At 39.5% G+C, this 25,245-nt stretch carries 27 protein-coding genes; 14 read left to right on the forward strand and 13 right to left on the reverse strand.

Annotated elements, in window-relative coordinates; genetic code table 11:
• Positions 1–65: 65 nt before the first annotated feature.
• The 3 genes from CH377_RS04295 to CH377_RS04305 are packed head-to-tail and all read left to right on the forward strand — an operon-like array spanning position 66 to position 3,581.
• The gene (locus CH377_RS04295) at positions 66–683 is read left to right on the forward strand and encodes a DUF2135 domain-containing protein (RefSeq protein WP_423789911.1); all 618 of its coding nucleotides are present in this window, start codon (positions 66–68) and stop codon (positions 681–683) included.
• Between the two features lie 2 nt (positions 684–685).
• Positions 686–1,780, forward strand: a complete 1,095-nt coding sequence (locus CH377_RS04300; protein WP_100722550.1) for a penicillin-binding transpeptidase domain-containing protein — start codon at positions 686–688, stop codon at positions 1,778–1,780.
• A 1-nt stretch (position 1,781) separates the two neighbouring features.
• A complete protein-coding gene (locus tag CH377_RS04305) occupies positions 1,782–3,581 on the forward strand; it encodes a hypothetical protein (RefSeq protein WP_100722551.1) in 1,800 nt (599 codons plus the stop codon).
• Here CH377_RS04305 and CH377_RS04310 read toward each other — a convergent pair.
• The 4 genes from CH377_RS04310 to murA are packed head-to-tail and all read right to left on the reverse strand — an operon-like array spanning position 3,578 to position 7,420.
• Positions 3,578–4,297, reverse strand: a complete 720-nt coding sequence (locus CH377_RS04310) for a hypothetical protein (RefSeq protein ID WP_100722552.1) — start codon at positions 4,295–4,297, stop codon at positions 3,578–3,580. The two genes, CH377_RS04305 and CH377_RS04310, sit on opposite strands and share 4 nt — an antisense overlap.
• Positions 4,294–5,475, reverse strand: a complete 1,182-nt coding sequence (locus CH377_RS04315) for a SpoIID/LytB domain-containing protein (protein ID WP_100722553.1) — start codon at positions 5,473–5,475, stop codon at positions 4,294–4,296. The genes CH377_RS04310 and CH377_RS04315 overlap by 4 nt, the downstream gene beginning before the upstream one ends.
• Positions 5,472–6,125 carry a 4Fe-4S dicluster domain-containing protein gene (locus tag CH377_RS04320; protein WP_100722554.1) on the reverse strand — a complete coding sequence of 218 codons (654 nt, stop codon included), beginning with the start codon at positions 6,123–6,125 and terminating at the stop codon, positions 5,472–5,474. The genes CH377_RS04315 and CH377_RS04320 overlap by 4 nt, the downstream gene beginning before the upstream one ends.
• On the reverse strand, positions 6,122–7,420 hold the full coding sequence (gene murA, locus CH377_RS04325) for a UDP-N-acetylglucosamine 1-carboxyvinyltransferase (protein WP_100722555.1): 1,299 nt from the start codon (positions 7,418–7,420) through the stop codon (positions 6,122–6,124). Before murA ends, CH377_RS04320 begins: the two co-directional genes overlap by 4 nt.
• Before the next feature lie 113 nt (positions 7,421–7,533).
• Between murA and lnt the strand changes: the two genes are divergently transcribed.
• The gene (gene lnt, locus CH377_RS04330; RefSeq protein ID WP_100722556.1) at positions 7,534–9,315 is read left to right on the forward strand and encodes an apolipoprotein N-acyltransferase; all 1,782 of its coding nucleotides are present in this window, start codon (positions 7,534–7,536) and stop codon (positions 9,313–9,315) included.
• Positions 9,316–9,331: 16 nt separating this feature from the next.
• On the opposite strand, the gene CH377_RS04335 is transcribed toward lnt, so the two are convergent.
• Both CH377_RS04335 and CH377_RS04340 read right to left on the reverse strand, forming a co-directional pair.
• On the reverse strand, positions 9,332–10,483 hold the full coding sequence (locus CH377_RS04335; RefSeq protein ID WP_100722557.1) for a hypothetical protein: 1,152 nt from the start codon (positions 10,481–10,483) through the stop codon (positions 9,332–9,334).
• Positions 10,484–10,534: 51 nt separating this feature from the next.
• Positions 10,535–10,969: an LIC_13246 family protein gene (locus CH377_RS04340; RefSeq protein WP_100722558.1), complete on the reverse strand. Its 435-nt coding sequence runs from the start codon at positions 10,967–10,969 to the stop codon at positions 10,535–10,537.
• Between the two features lie 282 nt (positions 10,970–11,251).
• Between CH377_RS04340 and CH377_RS04345 the strand changes: the two genes are divergently transcribed.
• The 6 genes from CH377_RS04345 (at position 11,252) to CH377_RS04370 (ending at position 15,209) form a co-directional block, all read left to right on the forward strand.
• Complete coding sequence (locus CH377_RS04345) at positions 11,252–11,785, forward strand: RNA polymerase sigma factor (protein WP_100722559.1); 534 nt, start codon at positions 11,252–11,254, stop codon at positions 11,783–11,785.
• A gap of 16 nt (positions 11,786–11,801) precedes the next feature.
• Complete coding sequence (locus CH377_RS04350) at positions 11,802–12,134, forward strand: hypothetical protein (protein WP_100722560.1); 333 nt, start codon at positions 11,802–11,804, stop codon at positions 12,132–12,134.
• 10 nt (positions 12,135–12,144) lie between these two features.
• Positions 12,145–12,498, forward strand: a complete 354-nt coding sequence (locus CH377_RS04355; RefSeq protein WP_243401952.1) for a VOC family protein — start codon at positions 12,145–12,147, stop codon at positions 12,496–12,498.
• A 217-nt stretch (positions 12,499–12,715) separates the two neighbouring features.
• Positions 12,716–13,291: a hypothetical protein gene (locus CH377_RS04360; protein ID WP_100722562.1), complete on the forward strand. Its 576-nt coding sequence runs from the start codon at positions 12,716–12,718 to the stop codon at positions 13,289–13,291.
• A 68-nt stretch (positions 13,292–13,359) separates the two neighbouring features.
• Entirely contained in the window at positions 13,360–14,556 is a 1,197-nt protein-coding gene (locus tag CH377_RS04365) for an NADP-dependent isocitrate dehydrogenase (RefSeq protein ID WP_100722563.1), read from the forward strand.
• Positions 14,557–14,576: 20 nt separating this feature from the next.
• Complete coding sequence (locus CH377_RS04370) at positions 14,577–15,209, forward strand: hypothetical protein (protein WP_100722817.1); 633 nt, start codon at positions 14,577–14,579, stop codon at positions 15,207–15,209.
• A 4-nt stretch (positions 15,210–15,213) separates the two neighbouring features.
• Here the strand turns inward: CH377_RS04370 and CH377_RS04375 are convergent, their stop codons facing one another.
• Together CH377_RS04375 and mazG are read right to left on the reverse strand one after the other, a co-directional pair.
• Positions 15,214–16,005 (reverse strand): response regulator, encoded by a 792-nt coding sequence (locus CH377_RS04375; protein ID WP_100722818.1) that lies wholly within the window; start codon positions 16,003–16,005, stop codon positions 15,214–15,216.
• A 164-nt stretch (positions 16,006–16,169) separates the two neighbouring features.
• Positions 16,170–17,369 (reverse strand): nucleoside triphosphate pyrophosphohydrolase, encoded by a 1,200-nt coding sequence (gene mazG / locus CH377_RS04380; RefSeq protein WP_100722564.1) that lies wholly within the window; start codon positions 17,367–17,369, stop codon positions 16,170–16,172.
• A 170-nt stretch (positions 17,370–17,539) separates the two neighbouring features.
• On the opposite strand from mazG, the gene CH377_RS04385 reads away from it, so the two are divergent.
• Positions 17,540–18,058 (forward strand): DUF6580 family putative transport protein, encoded by a 519-nt coding sequence (locus CH377_RS04385; RefSeq protein WP_100722565.1) that lies wholly within the window; start codon positions 17,540–17,542, stop codon positions 18,056–18,058.
• A 56-nt stretch (positions 18,059–18,114) separates the two neighbouring features.
• Here CH377_RS04385 and CH377_RS04390 read toward each other — a convergent pair whose 3' ends face one another.
• The gene (locus CH377_RS04390; protein ID WP_100722566.1) at positions 18,115–19,368 is read right to left on the reverse strand and encodes an LA_2444/LA_4059 family outer membrane protein; all 1,254 of its coding nucleotides are present in this window, start codon (positions 19,366–19,368) and stop codon (positions 18,115–18,117) included.
• Positions 19,369–19,503: 135 nt separating this feature from the next.
• Between CH377_RS04390 and CH377_RS04395 the strand changes: the two genes are divergently transcribed.
• Positions 19,504–19,755, forward strand: coding sequence for a cation transporter dimerization domain-containing protein (locus tag CH377_RS04395; protein WP_100722567.1), 252 nt, complete (start codon positions 19,504–19,506; stop codon positions 19,753–19,755).
• Positions 19,756–19,825: 70 nt separating this feature from the next.
• Positions 19,826–20,386, forward strand: a complete 561-nt coding sequence (locus tag CH377_RS04400; RefSeq protein ID WP_207797592.1) for an LOG family protein — start codon at positions 19,826–19,828, stop codon at positions 20,384–20,386.
• Here the strand turns inward: CH377_RS04400 and CH377_RS04405 are convergent, their stop codons facing one another.
• Genes CH377_RS04405 through CH377_RS04420 form a run of 4 tightly spaced genes read right to left on the reverse strand, consistent with a single transcriptional unit; the run spans position 20,387 to position 24,324 of the window.
• Positions 20,387–21,484, reverse strand: a complete 1,098-nt coding sequence (locus CH377_RS04405) for an ankyrin repeat domain-containing protein (protein WP_100722569.1) — start codon at positions 21,482–21,484, stop codon at positions 20,387–20,389.
• A complete protein-coding gene (locus CH377_RS04410) occupies positions 21,454–22,476 on the reverse strand; it encodes an AEC family transporter (protein ID WP_100722570.1) in 1,023 nt (340 codons plus the stop codon). The genes CH377_RS04405 and CH377_RS04410 overlap by 31 nt, the downstream gene beginning before the upstream one ends.
• A gap of 34 nt (positions 22,477–22,510) precedes the next feature.
• Positions 22,511–23,698, reverse strand: a complete 1,188-nt coding sequence (locus CH377_RS04415) for a M23 family metallopeptidase (RefSeq protein ID WP_279305808.1) — start codon at positions 23,696–23,698, stop codon at positions 22,511–22,513.
• Positions 23,695–24,324, reverse strand: a complete 630-nt coding sequence (locus tag CH377_RS04420) for a DUF2889 domain-containing protein (protein WP_100722572.1) — start codon at positions 24,322–24,324, stop codon at positions 23,695–23,697. Before CH377_RS04420 ends, CH377_RS04415 begins: the two co-directional genes overlap by 4 nt.
• A gap of 116 nt (positions 24,325–24,440) precedes the next feature.
• On the opposite strand from CH377_RS04420, the gene CH377_RS04425 reads away from it, so the two are divergent.
• Positions 24,441–25,238 (forward strand): SDR family oxidoreductase, encoded by a 798-nt coding sequence (locus CH377_RS04425; protein ID WP_100722573.1) that lies wholly within the window; start codon positions 24,441–24,443, stop codon positions 25,236–25,238.
• Positions 25,239–25,245 lie beyond the last annotated feature (7 nt).

The raw sequence follows: 25,245 nt of genomic DNA on the forward strand, positions 1-25,245 counted from the left end.
AGTCGAGTAAAAGTCTTGGAATACGTTTCTTGGCTTCTATTCTATCAATATATTCACTTTCCATAATGTATTTGGATGCGGAAACTGTATCTATAGATTCTCCTCATGGTGGTTTTACGACGGAGAGAATACAGAAAATTTCCGGAACTGTTACCGGTATCAATCCTGAAAAGGTCACAGTGGTTCTAAATGGGATACCACAGATGGTGCCTTTGCATGCAGGTAAATTTTCCTTTAGTACTGTTGCTTCTCCCGGAGACAATTTGGTGGAGGTTCGTGCAGGGAAGGCTTATGACAAGGTTAGCTTTTTTGCAAAGGTGCCACCTCGAGATATCAAAGTTGTTTTAACCTGGGACACTGCGAGTTATACGGACCTTTGGGTAATCGATCCTTCAGGGGAGAAGTGTTACTGGGCCCATACTTCCACTAAGTCTGGAGGCAATCTTGTTTATGACGATGCTACTTTTGCCCCTCAGACTTTTACAATGTCCAAGGCTTTGCCTGGAAATTACGCGGTGCAGGCTCAATATTACGCTCCATTTAATGCGCAGGTAACAAGAGCCAAAGTGTATGTGGTTTTATATGAAGGAACTCCTAGGGAAAAAAGAAAACAATACCAATTCACAATGACCAGGGCCCAGCAAGTATATCATCTGGGAAATTTTGAGATAGAGCCGGACTGATAATGAATTCCAGAATATATTATAAAGCCGGAATTTTCTTTGCCGTGATCCTTCTTTGTACAGTTGGGATCGAAGCGGCTCCTAAATTTTCTTATTCCTATCTGGATGAAACTGTAAAAGAATTCGAATCTAAAAATTCAATATCTTCGGTGGTGTTGATGGAAATGGATTCGGGAAAGGTGGAATATATATATAGACCGGAGATTGCAGTTTCTAAAAAGTTACCGCCCGGTTCTTTGGTAAAAACCTTCTCCGCTTTAACTTTGTTGAAATACAAAGACAGACTTGGATTTTCTCCAGAAAAGAAAGTATTATGCAAAGGTAGATTTTATCCTAAGGAAAATTTAACTCCTACTAAATCGGATCTAAACACATTTCATTTGCCTCAGGATGAAAATGGAAAAGAATATTTGAGATGCTCCTTGGCAAAAGGTCATGGAGAAATGGATCTCAGATCTGCTCTAGTTCAATCTTGCAATGTATATTTCTTAACGAGTGCTTCTTTTGATCCTGATCTATTTTATTCTAAACTGCATGAAGATTGGAGTTTAGGAAAATCTACAAGATCCAGATTGGATTCTTATCTTGAACCTTCTGATACAAATTTTACCTCTATTAGTTCACTTAGAAAAGTGGCTGCTTCTATTGGAGAAGGTGGGCTTCTTCTAAGCCCTTTAAAAATTTCTCAGTTATATTCTTCCATTTGGAAAGAAGGCCCAAGACTTTCTCCTTATAGGGGAATAAGCCAAGAACCCGTTCGATCGGAAGAAAATCCTTATTCCGGAAAAGATTTGAGATGGATTACTTCCGTTCTTTCAGAGGTTCCGAAAACCGGAACTTTGAAGGATGTATATTCTTCTGAAAAGGGAAATTTAGAGGTCTTAGGTGGCAAAACAGGGACTGGAACTAAATTTATGCACAAATATGAAACACACGGATGGACAGTATTATCTTTTCGTAAAGATCGAAAATCGTATGTGCTGACCGTTTTCGTGGACAATGGCTCCGGAGGGAATCAGGCTAAATCTTTGGCTGCGATCCTTCTGGATAAGATCGATTCTAAAACTAAAGATTCTGCAATAAAATCAGGTAAATAAAATGAGAACTTGCATCCAAATTTTCAAAACAAAAATACTTCCTAAGATCAAATCCTTTTTCTCAAAAGAGTCTTTGGAAAATCTAAAAACCGGATTCAAAGAGAATATATTAAAAGATCCTAAAGTTGGAGCTCCTGCAGGTGTTGGGGTTGTGTTTTTGGCGATCGGATTCTATCTTTCTTTTAAGGGATATTCTATCGATTCATCAATCAAGGATCCTGCACTACTCATTCCTAAAAAAGCAAGTGCGCTTGCGGAAATATATCGCCCTGAAGAGTTTGTGGAAGATCTGGAAAAAACGAATTTAGGAAGAGAACTTTCGGATGATGGTACTTTCCAGAAAATCTTAACCTTGCCTGAACTTAGAAAGATCAGCTCCGTTCTTTATTTATTAGAAGCAAAAGCAGGAGTAATGACCAAACCATCCAGACTCGCCGCTTTATTTGACGGACCTGTGGCCGTTGCAATATTTCCTAAATCCAATTTTTTACTCGTAGGTAAGGCAAGTGCAAGCTCCAAACTTGGAGTGAGTTTAATCACTGCATTTAAAGGAGAAAAGATCGTAGTTAAAGAAACTCCCAAACAAGAAAAACCTCAAACTCCTCCACAAACGGAAGAAGGATATTATACTCCTACAGGTTCTGAAAACACACATTCTGCAGATGATTTCGCTGATCAATTTGCAGCTGGTTCTGAAAAATTCGGAAACTTGGAAGCATTTAAATATGAATTCGGTTCTGGGAAAATTTTAGCGATTGTATTGGGAGATTTTATCATCCTCACAGACTCCGAAGATCTATTAGAAAAATCTTTAGATCTAGCTTCTTCTGCAAATAATGATTCTTTGGGAAATCAAAGCGGTTTTGATGTTCTGAGAAAAGAAGCTTCTAAAAAAGAAAATAAGGTTTTGCTTTATGCCGGAACAGATTCTTTCATCGCTCCATTTCTTAAACCTTCCTTCGGGAATTCAGGAGCCGCTTTACTTTTGGGTTGGGAAACCGGAAGAAATCTGGATGGAAAAGTTTTTAAGATCGGTGGAGATAAAAACCAAGTTGTTAGTTCTGGCCCTGCTCTCTCAAAAGTACTACCTAGAGAAACGAATTTAGTATTTTATTCTGAAGAATTAAAACCATCTGAAGTTTGGAAATCTTTAGAATCTATAAGTGGAGAATGGGAAAACTTTGGAGAAGGCCTAAATGAATTCGGTAAAAATGCAGGTATCCACGAACAATACTTCGGTTCCGACAAAGGGATCGCTCTCAGTTTTAATGGATTAGAATATAAATCCGGAATGGTCTATCCAAGATTCGGGATCTCTTTACCTGCTTCTGTTCCGGATGATAAACTTTTAAGAGCGATCTTCAAAGTGGGAAATCCTATTAAGGTTTCTTATCAAAATACAAACTTAGAATCTTATCCTTTGAGAAAAGGTGGTTTTTATACTCCTGCTTCTTTGAAAGTAGGAAATTGGAAATACCTAACTTCCGATAGAAAAAGTGCAGAAGAAACAGTGTCTTCCGGAAATGGGAATCGACCTAACCAAGCGGATCTATTCTCTTCCGGCCCTGCAAAAGAATTAGCTTATTATCCTCATCATTTAGTGGTTCGTGTTCCGGGAATTCTGGATGATCTCAAAAGTTTTTATTTATACGGAGCAGAAGGATCTCCTGAATATACTTCTAAAACGATTGATAGAGATGTGCAGCCTATCTTGGATAAACTGAAAGTTTTCGAAAGATTAGTGATCTCTTTTGGTTCAGGAAAAGAGAATGAAGACTGGGGAAAGCTAAAGGTTTTTTAGTATCTCGACTTTACAAATTGTGAATATATATTTTGGACTTCTGGATTAGGGCCTTCTAAAAAGGCCCTGAATCTTGCTTCTCCCTTCGTTTTTAAAATCCAAGAACCCCATAGAAAAAGTTTTTGGTATAAGATCTTCTTTTTAGATCCATTTCTTGTATGGATCTCCTTCATACATTCTTCGTCGAATTTTTCCCAACTCCAAGGAAACTTAAGATCTGCAGATGTAGGTTTTGGATTTGTTGGATATAAGGACTCACAATAAGATTCCTGCATCCAAAAAGAGGATTCGGACTTAGATTCTGGAGCTAAAAAATGACAGATCTCATGTTTGATCACTGTATCTAAAATCCCTCTTTTAGCTAAACTATCTGGATTTTGAAAAAAGAATTTGTTACTTACTGGAGAATAGAACGCTGCAGTAGTTCCAGGTTGGCCTGAATATTTTCTGAATACATCAGAGTTTTCTGAGACAAAAATTTGAGCATCTTGCGGAATTCTTCTTTCTAACCTTTCCGATTCAGTTCGGATTTCGGTTACGAATTTTTCTGCAAATGTTTCGAGTAATTTTTCAGGACTTTTCTGTTTGTTCCAGTCATCTAAAAAGTAAAATTCGAATCCTTCTACTTTTCTTCTTGCAGCTTGAGCATTCAAGGTCTCAAAGCAAAATATTATAAAAAGAAAATATAATGCAGATGTAGTAAGAACAGATCTCACTGGATTTTCCTTAATTCTGCGCTTGGAAAGTAAAAACGAAGTATCTCTTCCGATTTTGTTCCTCTAAACGCCATTTCTCTTGCCCCATATTGGCAAAGACCGATTCCATGTCCGAATCCTTTTCCTTTAAAATAAAATCCTCGAGCACTTGTTTCGATCTTAAAATCGTTGCTCTTAGTTTTATTCCAGCCCAGCTTTTTACCGATTTTAGATAAAAATTCAGATGCTTGGATATTCTTTTTTCCGGAATAATCCTTATATTCTAGAGATATTACTCTGGATTCAGAATACTTAGGTTCTAATTCCGTAAGTTGTTTTACTTCCAAAGCCGATTCTATTTCTTCTTTTGAGATGAAAGTTTCCCAAGAGAAGTACGGAGAATTTTTGCATTGAATATCGCCGCCGTTTGTGTCGGAACCGGATCTATAGTATTGTGGATTTTTAAAATTCTTCCAAAGAACAGAAGGAGAAGATAAATTTCCTCCACAAGTAGAATGAAAAAATGTTTCTAAAACTTTTCCGTTTCTATCTTGCAGAATTATCTTTTTAGAAGGGGGGAAGTTTATATTCCCCTTTTTTAATTTTCCTGAAAACTGAAGGCAATGAGTTAGATCGCATAGATCATGACTCTCTTTGGAATGTCTTCCTAGATTTGCGAGCGCATAAGAACGGATCATTGAAGATGCTACAATTGCGTATTCTTTCTTCCAGTTTTGATTTAGATTTTTCTCTTCTTTAGGATAAAATAGGTCTCCGAATTCTGAGGCCATTCCAATTCCTACATATTCTTCTAATGGAACCGTAAGTATGAGTTTTAATTTTCCTTTGGAAGAAGTGATTTCCAGATCTCCCGAATATTTTTTTGGAGTCTGATCTTTAGGAATTTCAAGTTCGTATTCTCCGCTCGAAAATAAGATATGTTCCGATCTTGAGTTTTTGGCTCCATCTATAATTCTAATTTGGTCTTCCTCTGCTCGGATCAGAATTGTTTTATCTTTTTCTAAACTATTCTTTCCTGAATATTGTATTCTTGAATTTTTTGCGATGATATGGACTGAGTCTGGAGAATATTTAGATAAAATACCGATCTTGATCTTATTCGGAATCGGATCTGCGATTAAAGAAGTAGAGAATAAAAATAGAAACACCAAACCTGAAAATTTGGAAAGGTGGCTCATTGTACTTGGATTGCCTTAGGAAATGTGGGACAAGAGGAAACACATAAACCGCAACCTACGCAGTCATTGGAAAAGTTTGGCTTGTTTCCTTTGAATTGGACTACGTTTGGGATAGGGCAAGTGATTGCACATGTCTCGCAGGTCTTTTCTCCGGTTCTGGAATTGATACAATGTTGGAAGAAACCTTTCGCTTTTCCGAATTTAGGAGATTGGTTTTCTTTATAAGGTAAAAGTGCCCCTGTTTCGCAGGCTGAGATACATGGATAATCTTTGCATAACATACATGCATTCAGGTTCACATCCATATGAGGAAAATGTTTGCCGGTCTTATCATCAGGAACTGGAAACAGAACTGAATAAGGACAAGCATAGATACAATCGCTGCAAGCAGTACATTTGGAAAGGAATCGTTTTCCTTTTGCATCAGCTCCAGGAGGAAATTGTAAATTTCTAAAACCTTTAAATTTACTTTTAACTGTTTTAGGTTTTGGAACCTTGATCTGAGTTTTTTTAGGCGGGATTTTTTCCGGTTCTGCTTTTTTATCTTCCTCTACAGCAGTTTTCCAGGTCTCCGAAATTTCATTAACGCCTTCTTCCATTACGGAAAAAGCTTTTGCTAAGCCTTTCCGGAAGAAGTCTTTTCGGTTCATTCTTCACCTATCCTCTCAATATGAGCACCTAGAGATCTAAGTCTAGTATCTATGTCTTGGAATCCTCTGTCTATCTGTACGATATTGTGGATAGAGCTTGTACCTTCTGCGCAAAGCGCCGCGATGATCATTGCCATTCCAGCTCTGATATCAGGGCTTGCCACTTTTTGTCCATAAAGACGATTAGGTCCGATCACGATTGCTCTATGCGGATCGCAGAGTATAATTTGAGCGCCCATAGAGATAATATTATCCACGAAGAATAATCTAGATTCGAACATTTTTTCATGAATGAGAACTGTTCCCTTACATTGTGTAGCGGTGACTAACGCGACTGAAGTCATATCCGCGGGAAAACCAGGCCAAGGAGAATCGTCTATTTTAGGAGTGGCTCCATGATAATCCGGAATGATTTCCATTTTTTGGTCAGAAGGAACTAAGATCCCTCCATCTTGAGGGCGAACTTCTATACCTAAGCGAGAATATACCATGCGGATCATCCGGATATCTTCCAGTTCCACATCTCCGATAAAAATTTCTCCACCAGTGACTGCAGCTAGGCTGATAAAACTTCCGATCTCTAAATAATCGGATCCGATCCTATGAGGTTTTTCCGGGGTTTTTAAGGAGCTTACACCTTCGATAGTGAGGATATTGGAACCTATCCCTGAAATTTTTGCTCCAGCAGAAACTAAAAACTTACAAAGCCTTTGCACATGAGGTTCGCTTGCCGCATGACGTAAGATCGTAACACCTTCTGATAATACTGCAGCCATAACTGCGTTTTCAGTAGCAGTAACGGAAGCTTCGTCCATGAGAAGGTCCGTACCTCTGAGCCTATCACCTTTGATTTCGTAACCGTCCGGAAATACTTCGATTTGAGCTCCAAGTGCTTGGAGTGCGAGAAGATGAGTGTCCATTCTTCTTCGCCCGATCTTGTCTCCACCTGGCCTTGGTAAAAATACTCTTCCCGTTTTTGCTAGAATGGGACCTGCAAGTGTGACAGCTCCTCTAATCTTGGAACATAGTTCTGCAGGAAGATCAGACTTTAGTTCTCCATTATTACGAAATAAAAACGTTCCTTCTCCTTTATCTTCTACTTCCATTCCTAAATGGCGTAGAACGTCCATGAGCATGAGAACGTCCGAGATTTGGGGAATATTTTCGATAATCACTTCGCCGGGAACTAAACAGACGGCGCCTAAAATAGGTAAGGCCTCGTTTTTATTCCCTTGGGGCATTACAGTTCCGTGAAGAGGATTTTTACCGATAATTTTAAAATATGGAGAGCTCATGATTCGACCAGTGTTATTGGTATACTCAAGCCTCCTTCTCCTACGGCAAGCACTTCACTAAGACCTAAATAGATTGACTCAAAAGGATTTTTTTCCGATCAACGTTGGTATCCATGGATTCTTTTTTACATCGTTTTAGAGAGTTTCAAAAAACACTGTTTTTCGACTTCTTCTGTTTTCTCTGGTTGGGAGCTTTTGCATTTTTAGCCTTCGCTCCTTTTTATCTTAGCCATTTAGTTTGGATCGCACCTTTCGGTTTGTTTTGGATCACACATAAATATTCCGGAAGATATTGGAGATTGGTCGGATACGGTTTCCTATTTGGGGTATTCTTCTATGCGATTGCATTCCATTGGATCCATCATATGGCAATGGTCTTCGGGAATTTTCCTTGGCCTTTGGCATTTATCATTCTGCTTTTAGCAGGAGTTCTGTTCGGAGCTAAGTTCCCGATCTTTTTAGTTTCTTATTCCTTTCTTTCCAGAAGAGCAGGTAAACATAGCGTTTGGGTAGCTGGAGTCTGTGGAATGGCCGCCGATATGATCGGTTACCAATTGTTTCCTTGGTATTGGGGAAATCTTGCAGCGGGAAATATCATACTCGCCCAAACTGTAGAGATCACAGGAGTTTACGGACTTTCTTTTTTAGTATTCGTGATCTCTTATACACTTTTTGAAACAAATCTATTACATCTTCCAGAGATCTTAAGATCCAAAGATAAAAGATCTCATTTTATAAAATTCTGGTCCTTACCATTCGCCTTACTTCTTCTTTTTGTGATCGTCGGTTCTACCTTATATTTGAAATGGAAAAATGTAACTCCAACCAAAACTCTCGAAGTTCTCGTGGTCCAACCGGATGCTCCAATGAGTATTCGAGATGAGAGAGGAAGATCTCCTAGAGAAGTAATCGAAGATCTGATGGATAGAATGGACAAGATGGTGGAGAATGCCGTCCAAAGAGCCGGCAAAAATCCGGACCTGATCGTTCTGCCAGAAGCAGGGATCCCATATTTTTCTGCGAACCGAGAGCTATTGAAGATCAGAATGGGAGATCGGATTTATTGGCCTAGGTTCGATTCCTTAATGGTTTCCTTTGCGAATAGATATAAAGCTACAGTATTCTTTAATGAAATAGATGCGGCATATAAAACTAAAAGTTCCGGAAGAGAATATCTTAGGTACTTTAATAATAACGTAGTATACGATCCGAATGGTGTCAGAAGGCAAGCTTATCAAAAACAATATTTGGTAATGTTTGGAGAGACAATGCCTTTTGAGTTTATGTATGATCTAAGCCCTCAGACTGGAAGGTTCGATCCGGGAGAATCTTTCGATCTTCTACATTATTATTCTGATATTCCCAAAGAAAATCCTCAGACTGTTTTACCTGTTACTTGGGAAAAAACAGAAGGCATAGATGCAGAATTTGTAAGAAATTATTATTCTCCAACTCATACAGAGTTAAAGGACGAAGGCCTGTTCCTTCCTTTGATCTGTTATGAAGTGATTGTTCCGGAATTTGTGAGAAAGTTCAAGGACTCAGGAAATCCCCAATTTATTGCGAATCTTACAAATGATAAATGGTATGGAACCACTACGGAAAGTGACCAACATTTCGAGTTAGGAAGATTAAGAGCAATTGAATGGAGAAGATGGCTGGTTCGTTCTACCAATTCCGGGATCTCAGGTTATGTGGATCATTTAGGGAATTTTATAGAAGGTAAATCCACTTCTCTTATGAAAGCGGAAACCAGTTGGCAACAGATCCAGGTGATCGATTCCCCTCCCGGTTTTTATATCCTATATGGAAACCTGATCCCTTGGATTATGATCGTTCTTACAGCAATATATTACGGAAATCTATTGCTTCGTGGTAAAAAATCAGAAGCGTAAATCCTGAATTTGCGGCCTAAGGATTGATCAGATAATAGGAAAAAATCCCCCGGAAGTTTTTATCTTTCGGGAGATTTCCTTCCGGAACTTGGGCGCAATCCAATTTAGAATCAGTGATATAATAAAGCTGATAAGGTTTCGTAAAAAATAATCGAACAAAGAATCTAAGCACTGCGGATATATTGGAAAGAACATAGATCTGCCCCACAGTATGTTTTCGAGAAACAGTTAAGCTGCAGGAACCGCTTTCATCTAAATAAAACTTTTCTTTGATCGGTAAATGATAACCTGAAAAAGGCTCCGTTTCTGATTCTAAAACTTCCGACTTCAAAACTTTTGCGGAGAATAACATTTTTCCAGAAGGATCCAATGCACTTACTGTCCGGACCTCTTCTCCTGGAAAGTTTTCGTTCCCGATAAAACCGCCTGCAAATAATCTTTCTCCCGCACTATTGATAGAGCGGTATAATTCCCAGCGTCTACTATATTTATACACTTCGTAGTTGGTAAGAAGATGTTCCATTCCACCTCTTCCATTTAGCTCCATTCTATTACCGTTTAATACTAAATAACCTTTTGCGGGAACAGAAGAGAATGCCATATCCGCTTGTACAAAACTATCTTTTTCAGGTAGATGTATCTTTCCTCCAGAAAGAGAAACAGCTTTGGACCAACCAGTTTTATAGCTAATAACTAGTTCAGCGGTGTCAGTGATCATTTTGATCTCGGGACCGCCTTCTCCTTTATAAACAGAACTATCATAAATTTCTAATTCTAGATTTCCGCTTTCAGCTTTTAGTTCGTCTTTGGAATATTCTCTGGTGGAAAATTGGGTGCCGTTTTGTTTGTCGTAAACTACAAGGCTTACTCCACAGTTTTTAGTACCTGGTCCTAAATTGCTCACTATGAATGTAGCAAAGATCCAGGTTTGATCATCCGTATAAGAATAATTCCAGGCTTGGAAATAACCTTCTTGGGTGTAGGGATGAAACCCCATTTCGTGTTTGCTTGTTTTTCTAGCCTGGATCTTTGTTTCGTCCGCTGATAATTTCCATTCTCCTAAAGCGCAAAATATTAGTGAGAAGACCAAAATGGATTTGGAAAGAATAGATTTAGATCGTTTTAAAAAACAATCGTTCGCCGAAGGATTTTCGGATGAGAAAAACATGGGGATCAATTCCTAACCCTGGTTTTAATCTCCGGCAAGCAATTTTTGAGATCAGCTGCAATCAGAATCTATTTTGTCCTCTTCCAATCTGGATGCCGGCACACAGGAAGATTCGAAAATATCACTTAAGCATCTGATCTCGTAAGAAGGGTGATCTTTCACACCTTTTGCTTTCATTTCGTCCCTTTCCATTCTGATCCCGTCCACGTGGATCCAAGAGTCCGATTCTGAATTTCCGTCGGTTTCTATTCTAGCATAGATCAGATATTCATAATCTCCGAACTTCTTCATAAAAATTTTAGAATATCTAAAATCTGTTCTTACTAATTTTCTTCGGAAATAACGCAGCTCATTAGATTGAGAACCTTGGAGGGAATCATAGAATCTATTTACGGAGTGTATAATTCCTAAAAAACCCAATTGATCCGTTTTTAATTTCATCCAACCGAAATGTTCCTCTACATCTTTGTTTTTTCTAACCTTCATAAAATCCTCCGGGAAAACGGGTTTTGATCGAAGGAAATGGCTGAAAAAAATTTAGAGTTTTGGAAAAAAATGGGACCTAAGAGATAAACTTAGCTGTCTCACATGGGACCTTTGAATCGAACTTCTGGAGTTTTTATGCAGAGCATTTTAAATTCGAATGGGTTCTGGTCCGGAATTTTTCCTTTTTGGATCATTTTTTTTCCGTTTCAAACCAATTCTTAATAAAAAAATCCAAGGAAAATCCCACTGCAACAACTACCTCTTTAAGGAAAGAGAAACACATTGGGATCCTTGGATACAATATACAGACGGGAAAGAGATAGAATCCTAGCATGGGTTCGTTCCAGGGTTGCGGATCCGGAAGAAGCGGAAGATCTTCTTCAGGAATCTTTTTTAACCGCTGTAACTGAGCTGGATTCCGCTGGGTCTATTGAATATCTTCTCGCTTATGTGTATGCGGTTCTTCGAAATAAAGTCGGGGACTGGTACAGATTTAAAAAGGCGGGAAAGTATTCTAATACTCGTTTAGAGCAGGAGTTTTTCTTAGAGGACGCTATCCCGGATAAAGCCGCAGGACCTGAAAAGGAATTTTACAGAAGTCTTGTGCTCCAGGAATTAGCGATCGCTATTGAAGAGCTTCCTGAAGAACAAAAATCCGCGTTTGTGGAAAACGTGTTCGAAGGAAAATCCTTTAGAGAAATTTCGGAAGCCTCCGGAATTCCAGAAGGAACTCTCTCGGCACGAAAATCTTACGCAAAAGATTTTTTAGCAAAACGTTTGAAGGACCTAAAGGTTTTCTTTCTGGAAGAGTTTTGAGTTTTGGAGGAAAACCATGCACGGTTCAGACGAGTTTAGACATAGATTAGGGAAATTTTTTCTGATCATATTCTTTATGCCGTTGTTCTTTTTCGGTTTGGCTTATGCGGTTTGGCAACTTTGGAACTGGTTGCTTCCTGATATTTTCGGGATCAAGCAAATCAGTTACTGGCAAGCTTTAGGTTTGTTCGTTCTTTCACATATTTTGTTTAAAGGCGGACATTGGTTTGGTCAAGGCCATCACCATGGTCATAGAGAAAGAGCACATTGGAAACGTAGGATGAAAGAGAAGATGAGACACAAACTTCAACAGAAGTTAGATCAAATCGATCGTGAATTAAGGGAGTAAAATTATGTTTATGGAAGTAAATCATATCGGTATCACCTCCCGTGATCCGGAAGTAAGTGCGAATTTTTATCGTGAAATTTTCGGTCTCCCCCAAGAGGAGGAGACCGAAAAGGCTGCAAAAGTTCTCGGTATAGGAAAATCGAATATAGCGATCTATGGAGAGAAGAATGATCCTTCTTCTCCGGTTTTCGGATCAGGATGTGATTTTGCTATTAAAGTAGATCCGAAAAGTTTCCATGAGATCGAACAAAGATTATTCTCCCAAAGATTAGAATACGGAGTCCGTAAATCTTCTAAGACACTTTTTCTGAATTTCCAAGATCCGGATGGTTACCTGGTTGAATTGATGTGCGAAGAGGAATAGATCCTAATCTTTATATAAGGGTTTATTCCTTGGGTACCAAACCTTTCCCCATAAGAACCAGTCCCCAAGGGGCCAGGTTCTTGAAGCCCGGGATTAAATACTCATTCAAATAATTTTAATTTTGAAACGGACTATAAGTGGTATATAAGAACAGAATTTGAATCTCAAGATAGAGATTGCCAAAAAAGGCCGGACAAAAATTGTACTCTTTACCCACATGGAAACGGAATTACTGGGCCTGTTCTGGACAGAAAAGATCAAGCTCAGCCAGTACACTATCCAAACCGTAAAGGATCTAAGCGATTCACAGCTGGATCATACCGACGCGTTGGGCGAAACAATTCGAAGATATCTAAATTCCATAGTCGCTTCTGACTTTTTATTCCGTCTTTCCCTTCCGGTTTCCTTAGGGATCAGTTCTATTCTTCCCATTCCAAGACAAACAGAGTCCGAGGTCGAAAAAGACCTAGTCAAAGTAAGAGACCTATTTGGTTCTCCGGCGCTTCCGAGTAATTTGAAGGATGTAATTGTGAGCTCCGCAGAAGGTCTGTATTTCGAGGGATGTAATCCGTCTCTTCTCCCTACCTTAGAACGCTGGAAAAAGATACTTTTACGTTTAGAAAAGTCCATCGCCGGTCTGAATGGAAAAGATTCTTTAAAATATCGTTATTTTTCAGTCCTTGGGATTGTTTCGCTTCCGGTTGCCATTAATTATTTTTCCACCCAAAACCTATACTATCTCCGAAGCGGAATCTTGAAAATAAAGGAGAATCCTTCTTTCCCGAAGTCCTAAGTCCTTAGAAGATGGAAAAACCTAAGGTTTAAACCTGCAATCCATCTGACATTCTAAGGAGAATTCCAATGGCTAAAATTAAGGTGAAAACTCCTCTCGTCGAGCTCGACGGGGACGAGATGACACGTATAATTTGGAAAGAAATTAAGGATCGTTTCATTCATCCTTATCTTGATATTGAATTAGATTATTATGATCTAGGCGTAGAATATCGCGACAAAACTGACGACAAAGTCACAGTCGATTCTGCGAATGCTATTTTAAAATACGGAGTGGGCGTTAAGTGCGCTACCATTACCCCGAACCAAGATCGAGTTGTAGAATACAAACTCAAAAAAGAATGGAAGTCCCCGAACGGGACTATTCGTTCCATTTTGGACGGAACCGTTTTCCGTAAACCGATCATTGTAAATAATATTCCTTCCGGAGTTAGATCCTGGGAAAAACCGATTGTGGTTGGTCGTCACGCATTCGGTGACCTTTACAAAGACACTGAACTTTATATTCCAGAAGCTGGAAAAGTAGAGATCGTTTTCACAACTAAAGACGGCAAAGAAAAAGAAAGAGTTACCATTAACGATTTCGACGGGCCTGGTGTTGTGATGGGACAGTTCAACTTGGACAAGTCCATTTATAGCTTCGCAGAAGCTTGTTTCAACTATGCGATCTCTGAAAAAATCAATGTATGGTTCGCTACTAAAGATACCATTTCTAAAAAATACCATGCTCGTTTCCGTGCGATCTTCGACGAAGTTTCCACTAAAAGAGCTGCAGAACTAAAAGCTGCAGGGATAGAATACTGGTACTACTTGATCGACGATGCCGTTGCTCAGATCGTTAAGAACCCTGGCGGAATGCTTTGGGCACTAATGAATTATGATGGAGACGTGATGTCCGATATGGTGGCTTCCGGATTCGGATCATTAGGGCTAATGACTTCTGTTCTTGTTTCTCCAGACGGAAAATTCGAATATGAAGCGGCTCACGGAACTGTGACTCGTCATTATCGTCAGTATCAAAAAGGAGAAACCACTTCTACCAACTCAGTAGCTTCTATCTTTGCATGGACAGGGGCTTTAGCTAAGAGGGGAGAATTGGACGGAACTCCGGACGTGGTTGCATTCGCTCAAAAATTGGAGAAGGCGGTAATCGATACTATCCAAGCTGGAGAGATGACCAAGGACTTAGTCCTACTTACTACCACAAAAGGCCCGAAACAATTAGATACCTTCCAGTTCATGGAGGCTATCCAAAAACGTCTTTAGTCTGAGTGGGATTTTTACCCGTGAAATTTAAAGACACAAACAGAAGAGGGAGCCATTTGCGGCTCCTTCTTTTTTTGTTTTTGATCACACCGATTTTTGGTCAAAAACTCAGCTTACCAAAAGATCCAACTCTTCCAAACGAACCAAGTTTGGATGCAAGAGGGGATGCTTCTAATTCCTCCAATTCTTCGAATAACCAAAATTCAGGTCCGAATGTGAAGGCATTCTTTTGTGATGGTAGAACAATCACTGGGACTTGGAAAGCTGCGCCTAAAGAATTCTCATTCAAACATACAAGAGAGAATGTGCAATATTCTAAAACCTTAAAGTTGGAAGAAGTATCTAGGATCCTTCTAAAGGCCTGGAAACTGGTGCAAGGAAAGCCGAATTCCCAAGGAGTTCCTTATAAAGCAGAACCTTGGGAGATCCATTATAAAACCAAAAACGGAGAGACCTTCGAAAGAATAGGCGAACTCAAAAAAGATTTCGGAGAACTGAAGATCCAAAACGAATTGGGAGAAGCAAATTTGTTCTTCTATTGGATCGACTTATTATTCGAAAACAAAACCTGGTTTTCTAAATTGCCTAAAATAGAAGGCGATATCAGAAGAGAATGCCATCCGGACGTGATTGTCGGAATAGAATTTCTCTAGTCGTTTATTTCAAAAAATTGCAGATCTCGAGCATATCATACGGTTTGGAAAATAATTCCACACCGGTTGGGATCTTGTCCCTAGTAAAAGAAGATTCCTCTGCAGCAGAAGTAATTCCCAACCGTATCTGAGAGAAGGCAGGATTTTTTTGGACGATATTACAGAGTTCGTTCCCGTTCATTCCAGGCATGTACATATCTGTAAAGATCGCTTGGAAATCGTGAGGACTTTCTTCCAAAATTTGGAGAGCATGCTTTCCGGAAATTGCGGTTTGTACTTCCGCACCTTTTGATTCCAGTAATCTTCTGAACAACACTAGATTCAATTCGGAATCATCTATAATGAGCACTTTCCTTTTTTCTAAACTAGGATTCTTTTGAGAAGGTTCCTTTTTTTCTTTTATTAGATCTTTTATGATCTCGTCTATAGTGGATTGAAAGGAACTCAGCTCTTGGGTTTTTTCAATAAAACCGTCTGCACCTGCGTTATGAGCGATCATTCTGTTCTCTTCCGTAAAATCGGAGGTAACGAATATGACCCTAGCTCCCGAGGATGCGAATTTTTCCTTCTTAGTTTTACTTCTGATCTCTCTACAAAGATCAAAACCTGTTCCACCTTCTAAATGAATACCTAAAGTGATTAGATCGAATTTGTTCTTTTTGGCAAGCTGTGTCGCTTCTTCCATAAGAGACACTTTTTGGACCTCGAATAAGGATGAGGAGAATTCGGAAGAGATAATTTCAAGTATGACCTTGCTAGTATCTACGATGAGTATTTTCAGTTTTTCCGAAGGCAAACCGGCACCCTCTCTTAGGTCGCCTTGATATGGTGTTTCCTGGTTTGCATTCATGGTAATGGAGACGGATAGAACTTTCGATCTAGATTGGAAAATCTGTGTCTTTATTAAGGAAATTTATTTTATACTTTTGATATATATCGATGTATCCCATAACTGATCATTCACTCTTCTTTGTCAGATAAGGCTTTTGTATAATCGCGGATGGAACCCACAATTGCCTCGTAAATATCTTCCTGAGTTTTATAGGAATTTCCAGACAAATCTTCCCAAGTTTCCGGATTCTTTTCGGATAGGTTTAGATAAAAGATGGGCTGGGCCTTTCTGCCCCAAGGATCCGCACTTGGTAATACCGTCATAGATCCAAATGCAGAGAATATTAAAGAATACTCGTTTGATTTGTAGGAAAAACCATAAGTTTTAGGCCAGTCCGTTTCAGGGGTTTGTTTCCAGATGATAAAAGAAGAAAGTCCTCGGATCAGTTCAGATACACGGGCCTGCTTTTCTTCCAATGGATTTTGGGTTTGTTTTTGAAGCCCATTCTTTGCTTGGTTCCAGAGTTTTTCCAATTCATCTAAAGGAGTTTCAGAGAACTTACGGTCCGATTCTCCGAGGCGGGCTTCTATATATTCTATTCTTTGTTTAAACTTTATATTAGTTCGAGTAAGGGATGATTCTGCAGAAACTCCCAGCTTTCTTGCAAGATTGACTATCGTAAAAAGAAGATCCCCTAATTCTTCTTCTATCCTGATCTGATTGGAAGAAGGATCCGAAATTCCTCTGATCTCGTCTAAGAACTCTTGTAATTCCTCATTCAGTTTTTCTTCTACACCTTTTATGTCTTCCCAATCGAAACCTGCTTTGGCTGCCTTCTTTTGGAATTTTTCTGCTTTTAATAAAGAAGGGAATGTTTCCGGGACTTCGGATAAAATGGATTTAGGTCTGGAAACTTTTTGTCTGAGTTGTTTTTCTTTTTCCTTGAACAGATCCCAATTTGCAACCACCTCGTCCGCAGAAGAGATATCTTTTGTTTCAGGATCGAATACATGAGGATGTCGTAACACAAGTTTTTCTGCCACGTCTTTGGCCACTTCTTCTAAACCGAATACACCTCTTTCGGATGCGATTTGAGAATGAAGGACCACTTGGAATAATAGATCTCCTAATTCTTCCTTAGTATGCTCGTCGTTCCCTTTGAGAATCGCCTCTACCACTTCCTGGGATTCTTCGATTAGATAAGGCACCAAGGTAGAATGTGTTTGCTCTCTATCCCAAGGACAACCTTCCGGACTTCTAAGTTTAGAAGTTATGTCTTGGAGAAATGCCATCGAGTTTGGATAGTCTTTCGGGTCGGGAGCTTTCATTAAGTACTAGGCTTGATTTTCGATTCCGAATTCCCAGCCTTTTTCCCGGAAATGAAGATTGACTGGGGGATTTATCCTAACATCCTATCCGAAAATCCCTGTTTAAATCTAAGTACTTTTCAATTTAGAGTTCTTATGCTAAAATTGGGTAAAAGGATACCAGAAAGAACATGTCACTATCTAAAAATTTGGTAGCTTTCGCATTACTTGTATTTGCGGTTCTCAGTCGTTTTCTTCCTCACTTACCGAACTTCACTCCGGTTTTGGCGATTTCTATTTTCGCTGGGGTTTATTTATCTAATCGTTGGTTAGCGATCGCTCTTCCTTTGGGAATTATGTTGATCAGTGACCTAGTGATCGGTCTTCACGATATGATCCCAGTGATTTACGGATTATTCGTTGTGTATGCGATTATAGGAATGAAGATAAAAGATCGTTTGGGTCTTGGATCTCTGGCGATTGCTGGTCTTGCAGGTTCTGTTTCATTCTTTGTGATCACCAACTTCTTCGTTTGGTTAACTTCCGGAATGTATACTTTGAACGCACAAGGATTAGTAGAATGTTATATTGCTGCGATCCCATTCTTCAAATATAGCCTACTCGGAGACTTTACTTACGTTTCCGTTCTGTTCGGTTCCTATTATCTATTGGAAAAGAACGGATTTGTGGCTTCTACCCAAGCAGCTTAATTTCCTCTAAAACAGCGCCGCACTCTATTGGCGGCGCTTTTCATTCTTCTCTTCTATTAAATAGTCAAAGTTAAACTTAAATAAATTCCATAGAATTTATCATGCACTTCTTTTCGTAAGGCTGAGCCTGTGGAGAATTGATCCAAAGGTTTGGAAACCTGATTTAGAAATAGAGCATCTCCTGGTGCTCCGGGAAAAACATTCGCATTATAATTATAACCGGAAACTTTAGAGATCAATTCCGTGTATTGGAATCCTACTGTATATTTTAACCAGCGGCTTCTGAGTAGAGAAAGACCAAAATCGATTTCGTATCCTGTTCTACTCAGCACGTTCTCTTTTAGTCCACCCGGTGGAGCCGTATCTAAAATATAGGGCCCAGTGATCCCATTCAGAACTCCTTGAGTGTTCCTATTATAATGTCCTAAGGTCCTAAAATAATCCGCTTTAAAATGACCCAATAAGAATGCGTTGAAATTTTTAAAGATCCGTATTCCGATCTGAGGACCTAATCCTCCCGCTTTTTCTTCCGATTTTCCAAATCCATAATTTCCTGGGATTACTCCGTATTCGCTGGATATGATATCTAAGTTTCTTGCTCCTACTGCTACACCGATCCTTCCGGTTGCGGTTTGCATGTACCAAGCAAAGTTTAAAGAATAATCTAATCTTCTGTATTGAACGGAATGATATTGGACAGGGGCAAGTGCAGACAATATAGAAGCAGTGTCTACTGTCGTATAAGAAGGTCTAATTTTTAGATCTAAATAATTGAACTCTATCCCGAAAGTTTTGGCAGTATTCAGATAAGAAAGTTTGATCGGAAACGCAGTCTTAGTATTTCCTTGAGGACTAGAATAACCAGTGATACTATCATTTAGTAGGTTCGGATTTACGCCTGCGCCTGCTGCGGTTGTTTGTGCATTTTGGTAAGCACCAATTGTAGACAGGATGGTATTGTAGTTATTGACCCCGATATTCTTTTGTCTGGCTAATACCTCGGATTCCCAAGTGGATTGTAATGCCGCGAATTGGATATCTAAGGTAGGTCTTGTATAAGGTTTGGATAATTCTTGGTCATGAAGCTCGTTTCGGATATCGACTGCTTGCTTTCTCTTTTCTGCGGCGAGTAATGCGAGCCTTCTTCTTTCTGCTTGGACCTGGGACTTACCGGCCTGGTATTCCAGCTCGTCTGCTTCTTTTTCCAAGGCATCCGGGTCTGGGGATTTGCCCTGAGAATATACAGGGCCGGAGACAAATAAAAAAATGCCTAAGAATAAGGATGCGGAAAGTTTTAGGAAAGTCTGCAAGGTCTACCTCTAAGTATTTCGCGTAGCTTTGTAAACGGAAAGACTAAGTATCTTGGACGCAAGACTCCAATTCTTTTTTATAGGGAGAATGAAAAAAGGGAGGAAGTATTTTGCCAAAATCGAAAGTTTTGAGGTATGCCTTTCGATTTTTCGGATGAATACAAAGAAGTCGTCCAAAATATTCTCACGGATCGGTTTTCCCAGGTTTCTAAGATCTATGATTTAAAAGCCAGATCCAAGGGAGAAAGGAAATTTCTTGAGTTCAGATTGGAATTCAAGAAGGGCACTCATCCTTTGGAGTATCCTAAAATTTTGGAATCTTTACTAGACGATCTAAAACAAGAATTCCCTTATACAGAGATCATTATTTATCCGAACCAAGGATAGATCCAAAATCTTTCCTTAAGATCTGGTCCTTCTCTCAAATCAGGTTGCCAAACCTAATTCAAAATCGATCCTGACCCAGATGAAACCAGCCATTTGTGTATTCTGCGGTTCCAGACCTGGAAAGGAACCTCGTTATCTCCAAGCCGCAGTATTCTTAGGTCATCTAATGGCCTCAGAAGGAATTGGGCTGGTGTATGGAGGAGCTACCTCCGGATTAATGGGAGCGGTTGCTGATTCCGTTTTAGAAAAAGGCGGTACTGTGATCGGTGTGCTCCCCGAATTTCTTTCCAGCAAAGAGATCGCTCATAAAGAAATTACAGAGCTGATCTTAGTTCCAACCATGCATGAAAGAAAACTTCTCATGTACGAAAAGTCCATAGCGTTCATTGCTTTGCCGGGTGGGATCGGAACATTAGAAGAATTGGTAGAGGTTACTTCTTGGAACCAACTTGGAGTTCTTTCCAAACCGATCGGAATATTGAACGTAAACGGATTTTTCGATCCACTATTACAACAATTAGATCATATGGTAGAAGAGGGTTTCTTAGATTCTCAAACAAGAGAATGGTTAGAAGTCAGCGCAGATCCAGAAGAACTTTTTGAAAAGATTATCAAAAGAAGTAGAATCTAATTACTTTCCTTCTTCTGGATTCAGGAATTGTTTAAATATCTGCTGTAGAGCGGGACTTTCAGAAGCTTCTGCAAGAGCTAAAGGAGAATTTCCTTCCTTATCCGTAGAATAAGGAGAAGCTCCATTCTTTACTAATAATTCGATCAGATCTGTTTTTCCGGATTTTACAGCGAGAAGTAATGGAGTGCGACCAAGCATATCACGGACTTCTGCTTCGTAACCATTGCTTAGGATTTTTTCCACTGTTTCTGTTTTTCCTTCAGAAGAAGCTCTAAATAATAAAGTGAGCGTGGCCTTGTTTATAACTTTGAGTGTATGATGGAATTTCATTCTATCGGCTTCTTCCTTAGCTGTTTTGCCGCTTAGATTTTTAGCTAAAGGATCTGCGCCCAGATTTAATAATCTTTCCAGACATTCTACGCTATCATACAAAGCGGAAAGAAGAAGTGGTGTATTTCCGTCTTGGTCCTTATTCTCCATTAAAGAACGCACTTCTTTGTTCTCTGAGAATAGATCTAATATTTCATAATCATTATGTAGTGCTGTGAGGTGAAGAATTGTCCTTCCTTCGGAGTTTTTCTTTTTAGGATCCGCACCCTTTGAAACCAGATATTCAGCGATTTCTAAATGGCCCATATCCACTGCGAGTAGAAGAGGAGAATAACCTTCCCCATTTCTGGACTCTAAATCGGGAGGATGATTTGGAAGATCGAATAAGATCTCTACCAATTCTAATGTTCCTGAACTGATTGCTCTTGTTAATGGGGTGTTCCCATCCATATCTCTGAGTTCGGGATCTGCACCGTAATCCAAGAGTATTGTGGTGAGTTCTGTGTTCTCAGATTCTAATGCGAGAAGTAGCGCAGTTTCCCCTCTGGAGCTTGTCTCATTCGGATCGGAACCGTACTCTACTAAAAGATTTGTGGCTTCTTTATTTCCTTCTTTGATGGCCCAGTACAAAAGTCCGCAGCCATAAGAATCTCTGAGTTCAGGAAATTCTTCCGCGAAACCATCTCTTGTCGCCGCCTCAGACAATAAGGCGCGAAGTGTTCCGTTGTTACCTGTTTTTACTGCCCGAAAAAGATCGTTCCAGTCCACGCCTGATTCTCCAGGAGGTAATACAATCCCAAGGTCGTTAGAAAAGAAAGCGGTATTCCAATTCCGACTAGGGAAACAGCTAATCTAGGTGAAAGTCCCCATTCTGCAGCGAGAAGACTTCCCGTGATCATGGGAGCCATTGCGGATTCCATAATTAGAATCTTAAAGTTTCTAAGAAAATTTTCTCCTATATTCTTCTCTGAATAATGGAAGAACATTCCGAAACAAAGCCAAACCAAGATGGGACCGATTATTAGTTTAAATATTAAGCCGAATAACAAAGGAATTCTTATCCTAAAAGAATCGTCTGATTCCCTTTTGGGATTTTCGGCATTTGGTTCTTCGGAATTGATCCGAATGGTCCCAGGAAGTTGGTATCCAACTGAAAAAAGAGCAAGTGGGATGAGGGTGTCTCCGATCCTTGAGATTGCGGATTCAAGTTCCGGTGGAATAGAAATAGGACGAGAAGCCAAAGAAACCAGTAACGCGATAAATGGAGGGAATGTGAATAATGTCTTCCAGAGTGAGGACTTGGTTTCTGAGGACTGAATTGAATGCCTTGCCTTTGTTCCTAAATAAGTTCCTGGAATGGCAAGGGTTAGAAATGTTCCGAGTTGGTCTATGATCAGAACCGTAGGAAGTCCCTCTTTCGAATAATAGGATTCGATCAGTGGAATTCCTAAAAAGGAAGTGTTTCCGAGTCCAGCGGAAAGGCAAAGACATACGATCGTACTTTCTTTCCAATTCAGTAGTTTTCCGAAAAAGCTGAAAAATAAAAACCCGAATCCAAAAAGTACCCAAGGCATTGCCGCGAATGTTAAGAAGTTCCCATTCAGAGAAGCATGACGCAGGGGTCCGAACTCCATACAAGGAAGGGAAACTGAAATGATAAATGAATTGATAACTTTATGAGAATCGGCAGGAAACTTTCCTTTGGTCCGGATGAGTATCCCGAACAGAAAACAAAGTCCGATTACGATAAAATTAGACATGGATCGATCCTTTTCATCTGAGATCGGATTTAGGTCAAGGAAGGATTTGTAATGATCTTTCCCCGATCTCTTTTTCTTCTAGATAAAATTTGATCTTATACTTTCCGGCGCTTAAAACAGGCTGAATTTCCCAGGCTTCAAAGTTGATCCCACTAGGGATTTTTTCCTGAAAAGTAAAACTTACTTTTTTTGTTTTTAAAGAAATGAATTCTCCCTTAAAAGTATAAGGCCCTGATTTATAGATCGGGATAGAAAGATAAATTTTACGTTTTGCCTGAAGTTTATCAGGACAGGAAGAAGGTTTGTCCGGATCTGGAATAGAATTGCTGATACAAAATTCTGCCAAGTTTGTGATCGGAAATCCTGGAGGAGTTTTTCCGTCTGGAGTCCAATAAGCATTCTCCTCGCTTAAATATTCTTTTTCTTCCGATTCAGTTTTGAATAATGTAGCAAAACTTTTTTTCTTTCGGTTCTCTTCCGGCTTATAAACTTCGAAATGTAGATGGGGTCCAGTGCTGAATCCCGTATTTCCAGAGAGGCCGATTTTTTGTCCTGCGACAACCTTGTCTCCAGGTTTTACCAGTACACCTTTGGATTTTAGATGTCCATAGATTGCTACTGTTCCGTCCGAATGTTCTATTACGATCCGGTTTGCTTTATCTATGAGTTTAGGATCCCTTCTTCCTTCCGTAAATTTATCTTCTGTTTCTACTACGATCCCATCTCTCGCTGCTAAAAGTGAAGTTCCTTCTGGAAGTACAAAGTCCAGCGAATAGGCTCCTCCGCCTTTATGTTCTTCTCCGCTATTATAACCTATTGAGATCCATGACTTTCCTTCGTAAGGAAGAGTGTAGACATAGGTTTCGTCATGCTTTGCGGATAAGTCTCCATAATAGGCAACGGCCAATACTGCTACTGAAACAGGAGCTTCCGTATTCTCTCTCTTTTTGAATGTCAGTACCTTCTTCTTATCCGAATCGGTTAATACAAAAGAGATCGGGCTTTGAGGTTCTGTTTCTATATTGGAACCTTCGATTGCAGTATAGATTGTGATATGGGTCCCTGGGATTAGGTTTTTAGCTTGGAGGTAAACTGAAGTTTCATCATTCTCCGTTTCGATCGAAGAACAGATATTTTTTTTATCGCAGTTTTGGTTGTTATCCGCAAATAACGGAAAGAACCAAATGAATAAAATAAATGCCGCAAAACTTCGGATCATCATACTCCTCTGGCATTGCGGAATTCTTTTACCATTAATGAAGTGATACTGTCAAGAGGTTTCACCTGCTGTTTTAAGTCAGGAGTTTCATGTCTGTCTGAAAAACTATAACAAGAATTTCGAACACCCTTGTCTTTCATCCACCAATGCCTTCCGATCTCTCTTCTGGATTTTGGATCTAAATCGCCTTGGTACATTCTATACTCGTCCCATTCTGCCGGGAAATTTCTTTCCTTTAAAAAGAACGCATACGCAGAAGAAAAACTTTGGGCGGCATTTTGTAGAAGTTCATTTATATGAAGACAACCCATAGTTTTATCTTCCGGAAATTTTCTCATAATTTTATTATAAGATATATCTTCTCCGATCAGGTAAGAATACGTTTTGATCGCATGTGGGCAGGTTTCGTAAGGAACTCTATCTTCTTCTACATCTAAGTCCATAATTTTCATTGTGGCTAAGTTCACTAACATATACAAAGTCATGTCATGATAAGGATCTCTTTGGCTGACTTCTATCAGGCAGCTAGGAGGACTTTCTTCCGGAAACCAATAATATCTACTCTCGTATCTTCGCTGGAAACCGCAGTCTTTGTATCTGATCTTTTGTTTTAATTGGGAAAGCGCCATACATTCTCCTGGTTCCTTTTTTTCTTAAGAGATAAGACCTGAAAGGATTTTACATTGTTTTGATTTGCTTTTTTAGCATTCTTACCTATTCTTCTACCTACTTTACGGATTTTTGGATGGGATCGTTTTTTCAAGATAAGGTTTTTTTAGTCACAGGGGCAAGTTCTGGGATAGGCAGAGCTTTGGCAATTGAGTTGGAAAAGGAAGGGGCCTATGTGGGAGTGATCGCTCGCAGAAAAGAGGCTTTAAAAGATCTGAAATTTTCAGCTTCCAATCCGGATAAAATTTTTGTTATGCAAGCGGACGTAATGTCTGAATCCGATTTGAAAAAGGCGGTTGAAGAATTTCGAAAAAAATTCAAGAGAGTGGACGGCTTTATTCACAATGCTGGAATTTCTATGAGAGGAACTGCAGCGGAAACGGATCTGAAAATTTTCAGAGCAATTATGGACACGAATTATTTTCCTCTGGTCCTATTATACCGCTTATTGGAATCAGATCTTCGCCAAAGTGAAGGACATGTGATTGCTATCTCCTCTATACAAGGAAAGTATGCTACTCAATTAAGATCTGGATATGCAGCAAGCAAACATGCAATGCAAGGGTTTATGGATAGTATCCGTTTGGAAAATCTGAAAACAGGGATCCATGTTATGAGTGTGTGCCCTGGTTTTGTAAAAACGGAAATTTCAATTAAGGCGTTAGCAGGGGATGGAATTCCGCACGGGATTATGGATGAAGGTCAAAAAAACGGATTAGATCCCAAGGTAGTGGCGAAAAAGATCCTAAAAGGAATCGAAAAAAGAAAACGAGAGATCATCCCTTCTAAGTTGAAGGAGAAATTCGGTTATATCCTAAGCAGGATCTCTCCTAAAACTTTGGATAAAATTTTAGTAAGAGTCAGGATCTCCTGATCTAGTT

The organism is Leptospira haakeii (assembly GCF_002812045.1).
In the GTDB taxonomy this organism is placed as follows: Bacteria; Spirochaetota; Leptospiria; order Leptospirales; family Leptospiraceae; genus Leptospira_B; species Leptospira_B haakeii.